Annotated in this window: 16 protein-coding genes; 11 read left to right on the forward strand and 5 right to left on the reverse strand. The window is 62.7% G+C overall.

Annotation, left to right across the window (positions count from 1 at the left end):
* Positions 1–70 precede the first annotated feature (70 nt).
* Together AC07X9_RS21335 and AC07X9_RS21340 are read left to right on the forward strand one after the other, a co-directional pair.
* Positions 71–2656 carry a TonB-dependent receptor gene (locus AC07X9_RS21335; RefSeq protein WP_086486367.1) on the forward strand — a complete coding sequence of 862 codons (2586 nt, stop codon included), beginning with the start codon at positions 71–73 and terminating at the stop codon, positions 2654–2656.
* Positions 2657–2658: 2 nt separating this feature from the next.
* Positions 2659–3744 (forward strand): NAD(P)-dependent alcohol dehydrogenase, encoded by a 1086-nt coding sequence (locus AC07X9_RS21340; RefSeq protein ID WP_017182416.1) that lies wholly within the window; start codon positions 2659–2661, stop codon positions 3742–3744.
* Between the two features lie 78 nt (positions 3745–3822).
* On the opposite strand, the gene AC07X9_RS21345 is transcribed toward AC07X9_RS21340, so the two are convergent.
* Genes AC07X9_RS21345 through AC07X9_RS21355 form a run of 3 tightly spaced genes read right to left on the reverse strand, consistent with a single transcriptional unit; the run spans position 3823 to position 6849 of the window.
* On the reverse strand, positions 3823–5259 hold the full coding sequence (locus AC07X9_RS21345) for an aldehyde dehydrogenase family protein (RefSeq protein ID WP_026002264.1): 1437 nt from the start codon (positions 5257–5259) through the stop codon (positions 3823–3825).
* A 10-nt stretch (positions 5260–5269) separates the two neighbouring features.
* Positions 5270–6091 (reverse strand): glutathione S-transferase family protein, encoded by an 822-nt coding sequence (locus AC07X9_RS21350; protein ID WP_241763618.1) that lies wholly within the window; start codon positions 6089–6091, stop codon positions 5270–5272.
* 5 nt (positions 6092–6096) lie between these two features.
* A complete protein-coding gene (locus tag AC07X9_RS21355; protein ID WP_017182419.1) occupies positions 6097–6849 on the reverse strand; it encodes a glutathione S-transferase family protein in 753 nt (250 codons plus the stop codon).
* A 238-nt stretch (positions 6850–7087) separates the two neighbouring features.
* Between AC07X9_RS21355 and AC07X9_RS21360 the strand changes: the two genes are divergently transcribed.
* Complete coding sequence (locus AC07X9_RS21360; RefSeq protein ID WP_017182420.1) at positions 7088–7756, forward strand: glutathione S-transferase family protein; 669 nt, start codon at positions 7088–7090, stop codon at positions 7754–7756.
* Positions 7753–8178, forward strand: a complete 426-nt coding sequence (locus AC07X9_RS21365; RefSeq protein ID WP_017182421.1) for an acyl-CoA thioesterase — start codon at positions 7753–7755, stop codon at positions 8176–8178. The genes AC07X9_RS21360 and AC07X9_RS21365 overlap by 4 nt, the downstream gene beginning before the upstream one ends.
* Here the strand turns inward: AC07X9_RS21365 and AC07X9_RS21370 are convergent, their stop codons facing one another.
* Positions 8179–8808, reverse strand: coding sequence for a TetR/AcrR family transcriptional regulator (locus AC07X9_RS21370; protein WP_017182422.1), 630 nt, complete (start codon positions 8806–8808; stop codon positions 8179–8181).
* An 84-nt stretch (positions 8809–8892) separates the two neighbouring features.
* On the opposite strand from AC07X9_RS21370, the gene AC07X9_RS21375 reads away from it, so the two are divergent.
* From AC07X9_RS21375 to AC07X9_RS21400, 6 genes are read left to right on the forward strand one after another with little or no spacing between them, the layout of a single operon-like run.
* The gene (locus AC07X9_RS21375) at positions 8893–10017 is read left to right on the forward strand and encodes an acyl-CoA dehydrogenase family protein (protein ID WP_017182423.1); all 1125 of its coding nucleotides are present in this window, start codon (positions 8893–8895) and stop codon (positions 10015–10017) included.
* Positions 10018–10028: 11 nt separating this feature from the next.
* The gene (locus AC07X9_RS21380) at positions 10029–11213 is read left to right on the forward strand and encodes an acetyl-CoA C-acyltransferase (RefSeq protein ID WP_026002265.1); all 1185 of its coding nucleotides are present in this window, start codon (positions 10029–10031) and stop codon (positions 11211–11213) included.
* Between the two features lie 17 nt (positions 11214–11230).
* A complete protein-coding gene (locus AC07X9_RS21385; RefSeq protein ID WP_017182425.1) occupies positions 11231–11992 on the forward strand; it encodes an SDR family NAD(P)-dependent oxidoreductase in 762 nt (253 codons plus the stop codon).
* A complete protein-coding gene (locus AC07X9_RS21390; RefSeq protein WP_017182426.1) occupies positions 11992–12774 on the forward strand; it encodes an enoyl-CoA hydratase/isomerase family protein in 783 nt (260 codons plus the stop codon). The genes AC07X9_RS21385 and AC07X9_RS21390 overlap by 1 nt, the downstream gene beginning before the upstream one ends.
* A gap of 4 nt (positions 12775–12778) precedes the next feature.
* Positions 12779–13942 carry an acetyl-CoA C-acetyltransferase gene (locus AC07X9_RS21395; protein ID WP_017182427.1) on the forward strand — a complete coding sequence of 388 codons (1164 nt, stop codon included), beginning with the start codon at positions 12779–12781 and terminating at the stop codon, positions 13940–13942.
* The gene (locus tag AC07X9_RS21400; RefSeq protein WP_017182428.1) at positions 13942–14937 is read left to right on the forward strand and encodes an NAD(P)H-dependent flavin oxidoreductase; all 996 of its coding nucleotides are present in this window, start codon (positions 13942–13944) and stop codon (positions 14935–14937) included. Before AC07X9_RS21395 ends, AC07X9_RS21400 begins: the two co-directional genes overlap by 1 nt.
* Positions 14938–14940: 3 nt before the next feature.
* On the opposite strand, the gene AC07X9_RS21405 is transcribed toward AC07X9_RS21400, so the two are convergent.
* On the reverse strand, positions 14941–16548 hold the full coding sequence (locus AC07X9_RS21405) for an alpha-amylase family glycosyl hydrolase (protein WP_017182429.1): 1608 nt from the start codon (positions 16546–16548) through the stop codon (positions 14941–14943).
* Between the two features lie 461 nt (positions 16549–17009).
* Here AC07X9_RS21405 and AC07X9_RS21410 point away from each other — a divergent pair, with 461 nt between their 5' ends.
* Positions 17010–17702 (forward strand): CDP-alcohol phosphatidyltransferase family protein, encoded by a 693-nt coding sequence (locus AC07X9_RS21410; RefSeq protein WP_026002267.1) that lies wholly within the window; start codon positions 17010–17012, stop codon positions 17700–17702.
* Positions 17703–17788 lie beyond the last annotated feature (86 nt).

Raw genomic sequence — 17788 nt, forward strand, 5'->3', positions numbered from 1 at the left:
CAAGACCTTTGCCTCCATAGCGCCTATCAGGACATCAAGCCGCCGATACAGGCGCGATGTTCCAGGGGAGATGAAGATGGGCAAGTCCATGATTGCGATGCTGATGGCGTCCAGCGCGCTGGTCGTAACTCCAGCAATGGCGCAGGATGCCGAACAAAGCGGCGGCATCGCCGAAATCGTCGTAACCGCGCAGAAACGCGCGGAAAATGTGCAGGACGTGCCGATCGCCATTTCGGCCTTTACCTCTGAATCCTTGCAGGAACGGGCCGTCGGCAGCGTGGCGCAGCTCTCGGCTATCACCCCCAACGTCAATCTGGACGCAGGCACGCCCTTCTCCGGCTCCACCGCCGTGCTGTCCGCCTATATTCGTGGCATCGGCTCGGACGATTTCGCCTTCAACATCGATCCGGGCGTCGGCATCTATCTGGACGGCGTCTATCTCGCCCGTACCGTCGGCGCGAACCAGGATCTGCTGGACGTCGAACGGGTTGAAATCCTCAAGGGGCCGCAAGGAACGCTGTTTGGTCGCAACACGATCGGCGGCTCGATCTCCATTGTCACTGCCGATCCGGGCAGCGCGTTCAAGGCGAAGGGCGATGTGACGGTGGGCAGCTACAATCTGTTCCAGGCGCGCGGATCCGTAACCGTCCCCATCACCGATGGCCTCAGCTCTGCCTTGACCTTTGGCATCAAGTCGCGCGACGGGTTTCTCAAGCGCCTGCGCTATCCGGACCAGCGCGCCAATAATGCGCCCCCCTTCACCGCCTTTTCCGCCGCTGGCTATGACAGCGCCAACAAGGAAGGGGCCAACGACAACTGGAACCTGCGCGGAAAGCTGCGCTGGGACAATGGCGGCGCTGTGCGGGCGACCTTCTCCGGCGACTATAGCAAGGACAAGGGGACGTCCGCCAACAAGCTGATCGGCACGGCTGAATTCGTACCCGGCAATTTCGCTGGCACGACCAACCTGCCCGGTACGGCCTTCGACCCGACCGGGACTACCGGCTTCCTGTTTGCCGGCCTGTATAATTTCTGCATCGGCAGCACGGGCGCGGAAATTGCGGCGCGCAACGCGCAGGCGCTGTGCGGCGTATCGGGTACCCAGTTCAATCCGCAATTCCAGCTGGCCAGCGTCGCCAGCGCGAATGTCGATGGCAACCCGGCGAATGACCGGCTGCCCTGGGATGGCCCCTACCTGATTGCCAACAAGGACCGCAGCTATGCCAGCGGCAACAGCTATTCCAATCTGGAAAGCTGGGGGTTGAGCGGCATTGTCGACTTCGATCTGGCCGACAATATCGCGCTCAAATCGATCACGGCCTATCGTGAATTGCACTGGAATGCAGGGCTGGATGCCGACGGGTCGCCGCTCAACTTCCTGCAACTCAGCTTCACCATGAACCAGTGGCAGTTCAGCCAGGAATTCCAGCTGCTCGGCAATGCGTTCGATGAAAAGCTGCGCTATGTGCTGGGGGCCTATTATTTCAAGGAAGCGGGCGACCTGCATGACTATGTGACCTTTGGCGAAGGTCTGGTGCAGGTCGATGGCCCCAACCAGTTGAGCACCAAAAATTACGCCTTCTTCGGCCAGATCGACTATCGGCCCATCGACCTGATCGGCATCACCATCGGCGGGCGCTACACCAATGAACGCAAGCGGTTCGAAGGCGGGCAGCAGGAACTGAACGGGTTTAATTATAAGCTGTTCGGCTGCGCCGACGCCAATGGCAATATCTTCCCCGGCGGCCCGTTTCCGCTGGCGCCGATCCCATGCCAGGTGGGATTGAGCTATCCTGATCCGACCAACCCGGTGCGCGTCTATACGCCGGGCGTCAATCGCAAGAAATTCAGCGATTTTTCGCCCAAGGTCGGGGTGCAACTCCACCCGTCGGAAGATGTCATGCTCTATGGCAGCTGGTCGAAGGGGTATAAGACGGGTGGTTGGACCACGCGCCTCACCAACCCGCAGGGCAATGTCGCACCCGACTTTAACGAGGAAAAGGCGACGACCTGGGAAGCGGGCATCAAGTCGACGCTGCTCGACCGCCATCTGCAACTCAATGCGGCGTTGTTCTCGACCAAATATCGCGACATTCAGCTCAATATTCAGATCGGCACGTCGCCAACCATTGCCAATGCGGGCGACGCGCGTATTCGCGGGTTCGAACTGGAAATGGTTGCGGCGCCTGTCGATGGCCTGACGATCAACGGCGCGATCGGCTATATCGACGCCCAATATACGTCGGTGTCGGCAGGGGCTGCGGCTGTCGGCGGAGCCAACCCCTTCCAGGCGGGCACTTTGGTGGGCGAATCTCTCCCCAAAACGCCCAAATGGAAGGTCAATCTCAGTCCGCGTTATGAAGCGACGCTGGGCAATGGCGGATCGGTGGTGCTGCTGGCGGACTGGACCTATACGTCCAGCGCGTGGAACGATACGCAGCGGACCTTGCTGCTCAAGCGTGTATCGACCGACATCGTGAACGCCTCGATCAGCTATCGCGAACCCGACGGCCACTGGTCGCTCACGGCGGGCGGCACCAACCTCACGGACAAGCGCTTCCTGACATCCGGCGGGTCGAACATCGCGGCGGGGGCTATGTTTGGCACCTATAACCGTCCACGCGAATGGTATGTTCGCTTCGGGTTCGAATTCTGATCATGGGTAGCATCGCGATCGACGCGGCGGTGGTGGAGGGGGCTGGCAACCCCTTCCGTTTCGAAAAACTGGCCATGGATGCGCCTGGGCCGGGCCAGATCAGGGTACGGCTCCATGCCTGCGGCATCTGCCATACCGACATGGTGATGCGCGACGGGGCGCTGCCTATCCCGTTCCCCGTCATATTGGGCCATGAAGGCGCTGGCGTCGTCGATGCCGTGGGGCCAGGCGTGGATGGGGTCGCACCAGGCGATCATGTGTTGCTGAGCTTTCATAGTTGCGGCGCGTGCAGCGCCTGCCACGATCATCAGCCCGGCTATTGCGCGGAATTTGTGCCGCGCAACTTTCTGGGCGTGACGCCGCCGGGGCAGGGCGGCATCTGGCGTGGGGACGAGCGGATCGGCGGCAATATATTCGGCCAGTCATCCTTTGCCACCCATGCTCTTGCCCATAGCGACAATGTCGTGCGGATCGATCGCGACCTGCCGCTCGACATTCTGGCGCCTCTGGGGTGCGGAGTGCAGACCGGCGCAGGGACGGTGCTGGAAACATTACAGGTGCAACCCGGCCAGTCGATTGCGATACTGGGTGCCGGCGCCGTCGGCCTGTCGGCCCTGATGGCGGCGGTCATTGCGGGCGCGGGACGGATTGCGGTGATTGATCGCCATGCCAGCCGCCTTGCGCTCGCGCGCGAACTGGGCGCGACCGAGACAGGCGATGATCTGGCCGCGCTTGACGGACAGTTCGATCATATCGCCGATACCACCGGCGTCCCGGCGCTGCTCGGCCTTGCGGTCGATCGGCTGGCACAGCGCGGCACGCTGGCGCTGGTCGGCGCTTATCCGCCGGGCGGCTTCACGATCGACCCTTCATCCATCATGAGCATGGGACGACGGATTGTCGGCGTGGTGGAAGGGGGCATCGACCCGCAGCTATTCATCCCGCGCCTGATCACTTATTATCGCGAAGGTCGGCTGCCGCTGGAGAAGCTGATCAAGCGCTATGCCTTTGCCGATCTGGAAGCTGCCTTTGCCGCGTCGGAAAGCGGGGCGGTGATCAAGCCGGTAGTGTTGATGCCACAGGACTGACGGCCGCTCGCAGGAAGCGGCCGTCAGTCCTCGATCTTCATGCAGTGCGTGGACAGCAGCAGGACGTCCCGGCCACCATCAATCCACCCCTTCCGGCAGAGCGCCGATGACGGACTTGACTTCCAGAAACTCCTCCAGCCCGAAGCGGCCGAATTCGCGGCCATTGCCCGATTGCTTGTAGCCGCCAAAGGGCATGTCGAAGGCCAGGCCGCCCGCGTTGACGAACACCGCGCCCGCCCGCAGGCGGCTGACGAACTTGCGCGCATGGGCCGGATCACCCGCGACATAGGCGCCAAGGCCATAGGGCGTATCATTGGCGATGCGGATCGCTGCCTCATCATCGTCATAGGGCATCAGCACCAGCACAGGGCCGAAAATCTCCTCACGAGCGATCGTCATGTCCGGCGTCACATTGGCGAACACCGTCGGGCGTACATAGCTGCCATGATCCATCCCGTCAGGACGACCAAGGCCACCTGTTACCAGCGTTGCGCCCTCGTCAATCCCGGTCTGGATCAGTGACTGGATGCGGTCCCACTGGCGCTGGCTGACGACTGGGCCAATATGGTCGCCCTCGCTTTGCGGATCGCCGACCTTCTTGGCCGCGAACATGGCGCCGACCTTTTGTGCCGCTTCGTCATGTTGGGAACGATGCACCAGCATGCGCGTCGGTGCGACGCAACTCTGGCCGCTGTTAAGCAGCACGCCGCCCACGCCACCGGGCAGAGCGATGTCCAGCGGCGTACCTTGCAAAATGATGTTGGGTGACTTGCCGCCCAGTTCCTGCGCGACGCGCTTGACGGTATCGGCTGCGTTCTTGGCGACCATGATTCCGGCACGCGTCGACCCGGTGAAACTCACCATATCGATGTCAGGATGCCTCGCCAGTGCCGTACCGACCCCGTCGCCATCGCCCTGCACCAGATTGAACACACCGGCCGGGACAGCCGCGGCGTGCATGATCTCGGCAAAGATCGCGGCGCAACTGGGCGCCTCCTCGGAGGGTTTGAGGATCATCGTGCAGCCTGCCGCCAGGGCGGGGCCAACTTTGGCGACGATCTGGTTCATCGGCCAATTCCACGGCGTGATCAGCGCAACCACGCCGATCGCTTCGCGCACCACCCTGTTGTCGCCGATTTTCTCGCTGAATTCATAGTCTTTCAGCGCCGCGAGCGACTGCGCCAGATGACCAAGACCCGACCCAGCCTGCGCCGTCTGCGCGATCGAGATGGGACAGCCCATTTCGGTCGCAATCGCGCGAGCCATGTCGGGGATGCGCTTTTGATATTCCGCCATAATCCGCTCCAGCAGCGCGATCCTTTCCTCCTTGCTGGTGAGCGAGAAGGTCTCAAATGCGCGGCGCGCGGCGATCACGGCGGCATCGACATCGGCTGCGGTGCCAAGGATCATGTCTGTCGCGCTGGCATCGGTTGCGGGGTTCATCACCGCAATCGTGCGCCCCCCCTGGCTGTCGACCCATTGGCCATCGATATAATGTTTGCATGTATTGGGCATGGGCAGGTCCTTATGCGTGAAGAAGGCCAAGGTCGGCATCAGTGGCGGGCTTTCCCCATTTGTCGCGCGGCGGCATGGGGCGGTTGGTCCAGGGCGGATCGAGCGTGAAGCTGGAGATGCGGCGGCCTTCCGGCAGGCGCCCGTTGCCGCCACCCTGGGCATAGTCATAATAGAGCGTCATCAACTCATCATGGCCATGATGGCGCTGCGCAACGGGGTGCGACAGGCAGGCTTCGCGCCAGCGCAGCAATCGGGTCAGATGCTGCGGGATCTCATAGGCTTCATAATAGTCGAGAAACCATAACCGTTTGAACATGGGAGTGAAGGCGACCTCTGCCCAGCCGAACCTGTCGAACAGATAGTCGCGGTCGGGCGCATAATGGCGCAGAAAATCGTCCAGCCGCGCATATTGCGCATCGACTTCGGCCTGATGTGCGTCGCGCTTTTCCCGATCCCGGTTCAGGATCATGCGGTATCCTGCCCCCGTAAACTGCCCGTCAGCCGCGCACAGCATCGCCTCGACGGCATGTTCATACGGGTCGTGCCGCGCCACCGCAGGATCGGGAAAGCGATCTTCGAAATAGCGCATGATGACCATGCTTTCCTTCAGCGTTTCGCCATTTTCCAGTTCCAGCGCGGGCAGCGACGTCGTGCCGCGCGTCTTGGCGAGCAGCCAGTCGGGCCGGGCCAGCGATATGTCGATCTCATGGTCGGCCATGATGTCGTGCAGCCCTTTCAGGTCGAGCAACAACTCAATCCGCTCGGAAAAGGGGCAGCCGGGGATATGATACATCCGTAGCTGGCCGCCGGGCGGTTCGTCGCACCATGCCATGGCCGTCACGCCGCCGACATGGCCGGGCGCGGCGGCATTTCCGTTTGCGATTTGGCAAACATCGCCTGCGTGGCCGGGCGGGCGTTGATCCGCTCGATCCAGGCAAGCAGATGCGGCGTGGCTTGCCCGTTAACGATATCGGCATGACCAAATTGCATCCCGTTCGCGATCGCGAAATTACAGATATCGGCCAGCGTATATTCGTCGCCCGCCAGCCAGGGGCTCTGCGCCAGGCGTTTCTCCAGCCGGTCGATCGAGACGCGAATCTTGCGCATTTCCTCGTCCAGCACCGCCTGCGGGAATCCTGCGCGGGCATTGCGCCATTTGGCCTGCTGTTCCGGTATCGGGATATGCTTCAGCTTCTCCTCAAATTCCTCATCGCTCAACTTGCGCGCCATCGGGCCGATCATCCGTTCCCAGCCAATGGTGGACACGCACCAGCAGAAATATTCGTCCACCCATTTGGTCCAGACGCGCATCTCCGCGATCCCTACCGGGTCGGCCGGGCGCAGCCGGGGGGCATCGGGGAATGCGTCCTCCAGATATTCGCAGATCACTGTCGATTCGGTGATGATATGCCCGTCGTGGTCGAGCGCGGGCACCTGACCGCGCGGATTGATTGCTTTGAACCAATCCTCATGATGCTCGAACCGGGTCGGATCGACGAAGCGGGGCGTGAACTCCAGCCCCTTTTCATAAAGCGTTAGCAGCGGTTTCATCGAATTTGCAGCCGGACCGAAGCTGTAGAGCGTCAACATGGCAGACTTCCTCACCTTGTGATGTGCAGCGTCTGTGCGCTTTCGCTGCCCGTGGTGCAGGGGCGGGCCACCGCCCGCAAGTCGTCTGTCTATACTATCAGTGGCGCTACCCGGCGGGCTGGCGGAGGCCGCAACCTGTCACTGCCAATGATAGCGCCGCCACTCGCCTTGCCGGGACGGCCGCGCTTTGCTTGGGTGATGCACGAGCGGGCAAAGATCCCGCCGGGGAGAGAAGCGGATGCTCGAATTGCTGACGTCAGAGACACCCAATGGCTGGAAGGTCTCGATCCTGCTGGAGGAACTGGGCGTTCCTTACACGGTAACGCCGATTGCGCTGACCGACCGAGTGCAGAAGCAGGACTGGTATGTCGCGCTCAACCCCAATGGTCGCATCCCGACGCTGATCGATCATGAGGCGGGCGATTTCGCTGTTTTTGAGTCGGGCGCGATCCTGCTGTATCTGGCGGAAAAATATGACCGCTTCATTCCCGCCGACGCACAGGCGCGCAGTCAGGTGATCCAGTGGGTGATGTGGCAGATGTCGGGGCTTGGCCCAATGATGGGTCAGGCAACGGTATTTAATCGCTATTTCGAAGAAAAGCTGCCATCCGTGATCGATCGCTACACCCGCGAAAGCCAACGATTGTTGGGCGTTCTGGACGCGCAACTGGCGACCCGCGACTATCTGGTCGGTGATTATTCCATTGCCGACATTGCCTGTTTCCCCTGGGTACGCGGCCATGATTGGGCCGGGGTGGAGATAGACGGATTTCCCCATCTTTTGCGCTGGTATGACCGGATCGCCGAACGTCCTGCGGTGCAGCGCGGACTGCTGGTGCCAGAACCGCCATCGGCGCAGGACATGGCGGAAAAGACCATTTTGCAAGGAAAGACCATCATCGCGTGACAGCATTTCTCCAGCGGACCGTCCGCATCGAATGGGGCCATTGCGACCCCGCCGGCATCGTTCACGCCCCGCGCTATTTCGACATTTTCGGCCAAAGCACCATGCTGCTGTTCGAACAGGCCGGGTTGCCCAAAAAGCGTGAGATGCTGGCGACCATGCCCTTTGCGGGCTTCCCGATGGTGGACGTATCGGCGCGCTTTTTCGTGCCGACCGCCTATGGCGACGATGTGCTGGTGGAAGCGGACGCGCCCATATTCGGCAATAGCAGCTTTACCGTCGCGCACCGCCTGTCACTCGATGGCAGGCTGTGCGTGGAATGCACCGAAAAGCGCGTGTGGACCATAGCGGATACGACCCGCCCCGGCGGTTTGCGCGCGCAGCGGGTGCCAGACGCGGTGCGCGCCCTGTTCGCCCCTGACTGATCAGGCGCGTGGGGCGAGGCCGCTGATCAATATATCGACCAGCGAATCGGCGACCTGTTCGGCGCTGAGCGGCCCATCCGGATCATGCCAGCGCCCCGGCCAATTGAGCGCGCCCGCCAGGGTGAAGGCGGTCATGCGCACGTCGAGCGGCGCAATCGAACCATCGGCGATGCCATCTTCGATCAGCGCGCGCATCGACAGATCGATCGCCCGCTTGCGCGCGCGGAACAGCGCCGCCCCCTCAGCGGAAAGAAATTCGTCGCCAGTGCGCACGACGCAGCGACCAAAATCGTCCATCATCACCAGTGCATAGCGGCGCAGGACGCTGCGCAACCTGGCAAGGCCGTCGCCGGGCTGCGCGCGCGCCGTATCCGCGGCAGCGCTCAGCAATTGCAGACCGCGCGTCACACACTCGATCAGCACCTGCTCCTTATTGCCCAGATAATGGTAGATGGTCGGCTTGCTGATCCCCAGGCTCGCGGCCACGTCGTCGAGCGAGGTGGCGTGAAAACCGCGCGCGTTGAACATGCGTACCGCGGCGCGCAGCACGGCTTCGCGCTTCTCCTCACGATCGCGTTCGCGCTCCTCGCGCGATCGGAAGGGGGATGGTGCGGCGTTCGGTCGGGGCAAGCTGGTCTCCTTACCCGTTTCTCTTGACAAGAAACCGGTCGATAATCAATATACCCGTGAGTATATAAGAGACGATCGGGTTTTATGCTGACGGAAATCCAGACAGCCATCCGCGACACGGTGCGCAGCTTCGCGCAGGACGCGATCCGGCCGCATAGCGCCCGTTTCGAGGCGGAGGGCGGCTATCCGTCTGCTCTGTTCGAAGAGATGGCAGGACTGGGCCTGTGGGGCATGACCGCACCGGAATGCTTTGGCGGTGCGGAAGCGGACGCCGTATCCTACGCGCTGGCGCTGATCGAACTGGCGGCGGCGGATGGGGCATTGTCCACCATCGTGTCGATCCAGAACAGCATCCTGGTTTCCGGCCTGCTCAAGGATGGCAGTGAGGCGCAGAAAGCCCGCTTCCTGCCCGATTTGATCGGCGGCCGGACAATCGGCGCCTTCGCCCTGACCGAGGCAGACGCCGGGTCGGACGCCTCGGCAGTCCGCACCCGCGCTATCAAGGTCGATGGCGGTTGGCGCATCTCCGGCGCCAAGCAGTTCATCACGTCGGGCAAGATAGCAGGCGTGGTCATGCTGGTCGCGGTGACGGACCCGGACGCAGGCAAGAAGGGCCTGTCGGTATTCATCGTGCCGACCGACCGGCCCGGCTATAGCGTCGACAAGGTCGAACATAAGATGGGGCAGGGCGCGTCGGACACCTGCGCGCTGCGCTTCGACGATATGTTCGTCGAGGATGAGCTGCTGATCGGTGAGCCAGGGCAAGGTTACCGCATAGCGCTCGCGAATCTAGAGACCGGCCGCATCGGCATCGCCGCGCAATGCGTCGGCATGGCGCAGGCCGCGCTCGACATCGCGGTCGCCTATGCCAAGGATCGCAAAAGCTTTGGCAAGCCGATCATGGAACATCAGGCGGTCGGCTTCCGCCTCGCAGACCTGGCCACCCGGCTGGAAGCCGCGCGGCAACTGGTGCTCAACGCCGCACAGGTCAAGGATGCGGGCCAGCCCTGCCTGACCGAAGCCTCCATGGCCAAGCTGTTTGCATCGGAAGCGGCCGAACAGATCGTGTCGGGCGCGCTCCAGACGCTGGGTGGCTATGGCTATCTGGAAGAATATGGCGTCGCCAAAATCTATCGCGATGTGCGGGTATGCCAGATTTACGAAGGCACGTCGGACATACAGCGCATGGTCATCGCGCGCAGTCTTTGAAAGGAATGGATATGCAGGACGATCCGGTCGTCATCGCCAGCTATGCCCGCACGCCGATGGGCGGTTTTCAGGGCGTCTTGTCGCCCCTCAAGGCCACGGAACTGGGCGCAGCGGCGGTCAAGGCAGCGGTCGAGCGCGCGGGCGTGTCGGTCGACGCGGTCGATCGCATCTATATGGGCTGCGTCCTGCCTGCGGGTCTCGGGCAGGCGCCTGCGCGCCAGGCGGCGCTGGGCGCGGGCCTTGGCCTGAACACTGAGGCCACGACCGTCAACAAGATGTGCGGTTCGGGCATGCAGGCCGCGATCATGGCGCATGAGGCGCTGGCATCGGGCGCTGTCGATGTCGTGATCGCCGGCGGCATGGAGAGCATGACCAATGCCCCCTATGCCCTGCCCAAGCATCGCGGCGGCGCGCGGATCGGTCATGACCGGATCATCGACACGATGATGATGGACGGGCTGGAAGATGCCTATGAACCCGGCAAGGCGATGGGCGTGTTCGCCGAAGAAGCGGTGCGCGACTATCAGTTCAGCCGCGCCGATCAGGATGACTATGCCATCCGTTCGCTCGAACTCGCCAATGCGGCGATCGGCAGCGGGGCGTTCGTCCGCGAAATCACGCCGGTGACGGTCAAGGGCCGGGGTGGCGACACGGTCGTCGACACTGACGAACAGCCGGGCAAGGCGCGGCCGGACAAGATACCGGGCCTCAAGCCTGCCTTCGTCAAGGATGGCACGATCACCGCCGCCAATGCGTCGTCCATTTCGGACGGTGCGGCCGCGCTGGTGATGACGCGGCAAAGCGTCGCGACCAGGCAGGGGATGAAGATCGTCGCCCGCGTCGTGGCCACTGCCGCACACGCTCATGAACCATCCAAATTCACCACCGCCCCGGTCCCGGCGATGCGCAAGCTGCTGGAAAAGGCAGGCTGGACGGTCGACGATGTCGACCTGTTCGAGGTCAACGAAGCCTTTGCCGTCGTCGCGATGATCGCCGCCAAGGAATTGGGCATCCCGGCGGATAAGCTGAACGTCAATGGCGGCGCGACGGCGCTCGGTCATCCGATCGGCGCGTCGGGCGCGCGCATCGTCGCGACGCTGATCGGCGCGCTGGAAACGCGCGGGCTGAAGCGCGGTGTTGCCAGCCTGTGCATCGGCGGCGGCGAAGCAACCGCGATGGCGATCGAACTGGCCTGATAGCAGGGGGTATAGTTATGAATATCAATGGTTTGCCAGCCATCGTTACCGGCGGAGCTTCGGGCCTTGGCAAGGCGACGGCGACGATGCTGGCAGCGCAGGGGGCCAAGGTTGCGATCTTCGACCTGAATGAGGAAGCGGGCAAGGCAGTCGCCGCGGAATTGGGCGGCATCTATGTCGGGGTCAATGTCGCCGATGACGCCAGCGTCGCGGCAGGACTGGATGCCGCAGAAGCAGCGCATGGCGTCGCCCGCATCCTGGTCAATTGTGCGGGGATCGCACCTGCGGTCAAGACGGTGGGGAAGGAGAATGCGCCCCATCCGCTCGACACGTTCGCCAAGACCGTGACCGTCAACCTGATCGGCACGTTCAACGTCATTTCCAAATTTTCCGCCCGGCTCGCCGCGGCGGAGGAGATTGACGGCGAGCGCGGCGTGATCGTCAACACAGCCTCCGTCGCGGCCTATGACGGGCAGATCGGCCAGGCGGCCTATAGCGCGTCCAAGGGCGGTGTGGTCGGCATGACCCTGCCGATCGCGCGCGATCTGGCGCAGCACAAGATCCGCGTGATGACCATCGCGCCGGGCATTTTCCTGACCCCCATGCTGGAGGCGTTCCCACAGCATGTGCAAGATGCGCTGGGCGCGCAGGTGCCCCATCCCAGTCGCCTTGGCAAACCGGCGGAATATGCTCAACTGGTCGAATCGATCGTCCGCAATCCGATGCTGAATGGTGAGGTCATCCGGCTGGATGGCGCCATTCGCATGACGCCGCGTTAATGGACGGGATCGCCTTTACGGTCGAGGACGGGATCGGGCGGATCACGCTCGACCGGCCAGCGGCAGGCAATGCCATCGACCTGCCACTGGCGCGCGCGCTGCTGGCGGCGGCGATCCGGTGCCAGACCGACGATATGATCCGTTGTATCGTGCTGACCGGCAATGGGCGGTTATTCTGTGCGGGTGGCGACGTGCAGTTGCTGGCCGGCGCAGGCGACAGACGATCGGACGTGCTGAGCGAGCTGATCGCCACGTTCCACGCCGCCGTTGCCCGACTGGCGCGCGCGCCCAAGCCTTTGGTCACATTGGTCAACGGCCCGGCGGCGGGCGCGGGGTTCAGCCTGGCCATGCTGGGCGATGTCGTGATCGGCGCGCGGTCGGCCCATTTCACCGCTGCTTATGGCGCGATCGGACTGACGCCAGACGGCGGCCTCAGTTGGCTGTTGCCCCGTCTGGTGGGACTGCGCAAGGCGCAGGACATCATCCTGACCAACCGCCGGATCAAGGCTGACGAGGCCGAGGCGATCGGGCTGGTGACGCGCATTGTGGACGACGAGGCTCTGGCAGACGAGGGATTGAAGGCAGCGGCCGCGCTTGCCGACGCTCCGATGGCAGCGCTGGCCGCCAGTCGCGCGCTGCTGGCCGACAGTTTCGAGACCGGGCTGGAGACGCAACTGGACCGCGAACTGCGCAGCATGGCGAGGGCAGGGGCGGGGCCGGAAAGCGAAGAGGGGCTGAGCGCATTACTCGCAAAGCGCACCGCCAATTTCAGGGGAGTTTGATAGCATGGCAGAAGCCTATATTGTTGAAGCCGTCCGTACTGCCGGGGGCAGGGCGCGCAAGGGCGGGTTGATCGACGTACATCCCGCCGATATGGGCGCGACCATTCTCAACGCGCTGGTCGATCGCACCGGCGTCGATCCGGCAGCCATTGACGATGTGATCGTCGGCTGCGTCAGCCAGGCGGGCGAACAAGCCTTTGCCTTAGGCCGCAACCTCGTGCTCGCATCGAAGCTGCCCGACAGCGTCCCCGCCGTGACCATCGACCGGCAATGCGGGTCTTCGCAGCAGGCGCTGCACTTCGCCGCGCAGGCGATCATGTCCGGCACGCAGGATCTGGTGATCGCGGCGGGTGCGGAAAGCATGACGCGGGTGCCGATGGGGTCCAATTACAAGCTCCACGCCGCCGCTGGCGTGGGTATCGGCCCCTGGCCAAAGAGCATCCAGAACCGTTATGGCGTTGCTGAATTCAGCCAGTTTCACGGCGCACAGGCGGTCGCCAACAAATATGGCTTCACCCGCGAGGAAATGGACGCCTATGCGCTCGCCAGCCATGCCAAGGCGGCGGCGGCGATCGACAATGGCGCGTTCAAGGCCGAAATCGTCGGGGTCGAGACTCCCGAAGGCCTTTTCGACATCGACGATGGCGTCCGGCGCGGTGGCACGATGGAGGCGATGGCCAGCGTCAAGACGCTGGAGGAAGGCGGGACGATTACCGCTGCCAATGCCAGCCAGATGACCGATGGCGCGTCGGGCGTGCTGGTCGCCAGCGAAGCGGCGATCAAGCGGTTCAACCTGAAACCCATGGCGCGCATCGTCAATCTGACCGTGACGGCAGGCGATCCGGTCATCATGCTGGAAGAACCGATCCCGGCGACCCGGCGCGCGTTTGAGCGGTCGGGCCTCAGCCTGAACGACATCGACCTGTTCGAGGTGAACGAGGCGTTCGCGGCGATCCCGATGGCATGGCTGAAGGCGATCGGCGCGGACCCGGCCAAGCTCAACGTCAATGGCGGCGCGATTGCACTGGGGCATCCGCTGGGGGCCAGCGGCACCAAGTTGATGAGCACGCTGATCCACGCGCTCAAGGCTCGTGGCAAGCGCTATGGCCTGCAGACGATGTGCGAAGGCGGCGGTGTCGCCAATGTGACGATCGTAGAGGCGCTGTAATGGGGATCAGGACGCGCTTCACCGATCTGTGCGGGATCGAGCATCCGATCGTCCAGGGCGGGATGATGTGGGTTGGCCGGGCAGAACTGGCCGCCGCAGTCTCCAATGCAGGCGGCCTTGGTATATTGACCGCGCTGACCCAGCCAACGCCCGACGATCTGCGCCGCGAAATCGACCGTTGCCGCACGATGACCGACAAGCCGTTTGGGGTGAACCTCACCATCCTGCCGTCGGTCAACCCGCCGCCCTATGCCGAATATCGCAAGGCGATCATCGATAGCGGCGTGAAGATCGTGGAGACCGCCGGGCACAAGCCGCAGGAGCATGTCGACCATTTCAAGGCGCATGGCGTCATCGTCGTCCATAAATGCACGGCGGTGCGTCACGCCTTGTCGGCGCAACGGATGGGCGTGGACGCGATTTCGATCGACGGGTTTGAGTGTGCCGGGCATCCGGGCGAGGATGATGTTCCAGGCCTGATCCTGATCCCCGCCGCTGCCGACAAGCTGACGATTCCCATGATCGCCAGCGGTGGCTTTGGCGACGGGCGCGGGCTTGCCGCGGCGCTGGCGCTGGGCGCGGACGGCATCAATATGGGAACGCGCTTCTGCGCTACCGTTGAAGCGCCTATCCATGACAATGTGAAGCAGTTTCTGGTCGATAATGACGAGCGGGGGACGAACCTCATCTTCCGCAAGTTCCACAATACCGGGCGTGTAGCCAAGAACAGCGTGTCCGATCAGGTTGTTGAGATTTCACTGCGCGAGGACGCAGTGTTTCAGGACATCCAACCGCTGGTATCCGGGGCAAAGGGGCGGGTTGCACTGGAAACGGGCGATCTGGACGCCGGGCTGATCTGGGCCGGGCAGGTCCAGGGGCTGATCCACGACATTCCGACGTGCGACGCGCTGGTCAAACGGATCGTGAGTGATGCCGAAGCGATCATAAGCGGCCGGTTGAACGACATGCTGCGCACGCAGTTGGTCGCGGCCTGAGCCTCATTGTTCGATCAGCAGGGCGGCATAGGGTGGCAAATCGCCCGGCGCTGCCCCGTTGACGGCCATCAGGATGCGCCCCGACCCGTCAAGATCGACTGGCCGCGCGATCGCTTCACTCGACAGATTGAACAAGCAGAGCAAAGACTGATCGGCGCACGTCCGCCGAAACGCCAGGCAGGCTTCGTCGGCCACGAGGATGTCGAGCGCGCCATGGCGCAGAGCCGGATTGGCCTTGCGCAGCGCCAGCATGGCGCGGGTGAAGTGCAGTAGCGATCCAGGGTCGGCTTCCTGCTGATCCACGGCAAGCGCCAGATGATCCTCGCCATGGGGCAGCCAGGGTTCGACGCCCGAAAAACCAGCCTGCGCGGCGTCGGCCGCCCATGGCAGGGGCGTGCGCGCGCCGTCACGCGACAGGGTCAACGGCCAGTTCGCGATGGCTTCTGGATCCTGCAATCGCTCGAACGGAATATCGACCTGCGTGATGCCCAACTCCTCCCCCTGATAGAGGATGGCGTTGCCGCGCAGCGCCATCAGGAGCGTCATCTTCATCCGCGCAAAGGCCGGGCGATCTTCAGGGGCGCACCATCGCGACAGGGCGCGGGGCGCGTCGTGATTTTCGAAGGCCCAGCTTGGCCAGCCCATATCCGGCTCGTCGGGCCAGCGATCGACCGTTTCCGCGACCAGCGCCGGGGTGAGTACGGGTGCGTAGAGGAAGGTAAAGCCATAGGCGCTGTTGAGGCGCTTCTCCCCGGCGGTATAGGCTTTCATCTCCTCCTCGGCGAGCGCCCCGCCTACCTCGGCCACCGTGAAGATCGCGCCATATTCGTTGCACAATGTCCGGATGCGCTCGACAAAGGGAATGATGGCGGGGTGCGACTGGCTATAGCGCTTGATTTGAAAGTCGAATGGCCGTGTGCGCGGGCTACCATCGTCCGGGGCGGGAGGATTGTCACGGAATTCGGGGTCGTGCATCGCATGATTGAGGGCGTCGAGACGAAAGCCGTCCACGCCGCGATCCAGCCAGAAACGCATGACATCCAGCAGCGCATCCTGCACTTGCGAATTGTGGACGTTGAGTTGTGGCTGGCTGGTCAGGAACTGGTGCATATAATATTGCCCGCGCCGCGCATCCCATGTCCAGGCCGGGCCACCGAACACCGACTGCCAGTTGTTGGGCGGTGTGCCGTCTGCCTGAGGATCGGCCCAGACATACCAGTCCGCCTTGTCGCCGTTGCGACTGGCGCGGCTTTGCGTGAACCAGTCATGCAGGTCCGAGCTATGGGCGAAAACCTGATCGATCGTGACCTTGAGCCCCAAAGCGTGGGCGCGGGCAACCAGCGCATCGAAATCCGCGAGGGTTCCAAATATCGGATCGACATCGCAATAATCGGCAATGTCATAACCAAAATCACGCATCGGCGAAGGGTAGAAGGGGGAAATCCAGATCGCGTCCGCCCCCAGCCGGGCGATATGATCAAGCCGCTGCGTAATCCCGTTCAGATCGCCAATGCCATCATCATTGCTATCCTGAAAGCTGCGCGGATAAATCTGATAGAGGACCGCACCCTTCCACCATGGTTGGTCAGCATTATCGGCGGAATTGGGCATTATTGTTTCGCTCCGATCAGGACGGGCGGCAAATCGGCACCGCCGCAACCACGCCAATCTACACACCGGATATGACAGGTGAAGCCCCGCTTGGCGCGAGTCGTCTATCGGGCAAATCCCGCACCGGCGACCGATTCGCTTTCCCCCGCCATCCGCAGTGAACGAAGGCGCGCAAAGCTTCCGCTACGGAAAGCTGTGCCGATACGGCAGATGCATATTTTGCAACCGCGAACAAGGTTTTCGCACTTGCAGCAAAGCGTGATTTGCCGGACATAGGGGGTGCCTTTCAGGCATCCTCTCCTAAACTTTTACGGGCTGGTCTTCGGATCGGCCCTTTTTTTGTGCATTTCAACGCTCGATTGGGCATGAGCCGGGCGGCAATGCGTAATATAATCGTCATTTTCGACGACTGGAGATGGCGGAGTGATTGTCACACCGTCATGCGTTCGTCATAAGGCACCATGACATTGCCCTCCGGCCCATCTTCTCCACCGATCGATCGTATCCAGCAAAATGTGCTGGCAGCATCCGAACGCCGCCTCCTCAACTGGCTTTGCGCCCGGATGCCGTTATGGGTGACGCCAGATGTTTTGACCGTGCTCGGCATGATCGGAGCCTTCGCCATTTTCGCCGGCTATGCCGCCAGCAGCCTGGAAGTCCATTGGCTGTGGCTCGCCATTGGTGGCTATGTCCTGCAATGGTTCGGCGATTCGATGGATGGCAGCCTGGCCCGGTTTCGCAAGATCGAGCGGCCCTCCTATGGCTATTTTATCGACCATAGTTGCGACGGGCTGGCGACCTTGCTGATTTTGGCCGGGATGGGGGCCAGCCCCTATATCCGCATGGACGTGGCGTTGGTGGCGCTGGCGGGGTATCTGCTGTTGTCGATCCATGCCTATCTGGCCGCGCGCGTGGTGGGGGAGTTCAAACTGTCCTACCTGTCCGCGGGACCGACGGAATTGCGGCTGATGCTGATCGGCATGACGCTGGCGATGATGGCGCTCGGCTATGCGCCGGGTTGGTTCGGCGCGATTTCGGGGTTCGACCTGTTCGTCGGCACCGTTTCCGTCGTCCTGATCCTGCTGTTCGTCATTCAGACGCTGGTCACGGCAAAGCGTCTGGCGATCAGCGACGCAAAGGATGCGGGTCGGTAAGACTGGTTTCAGCGACGTGGCAGAGATTGTGCGCTTGCGTCATGCGCAGCGGTCGATCGCTGCTTCGCACGCAAAATCAACTCGTT

This window comes from Sphingobium sp. GW456-12-10-14-TSB1, from assembly GCF_059424385.1.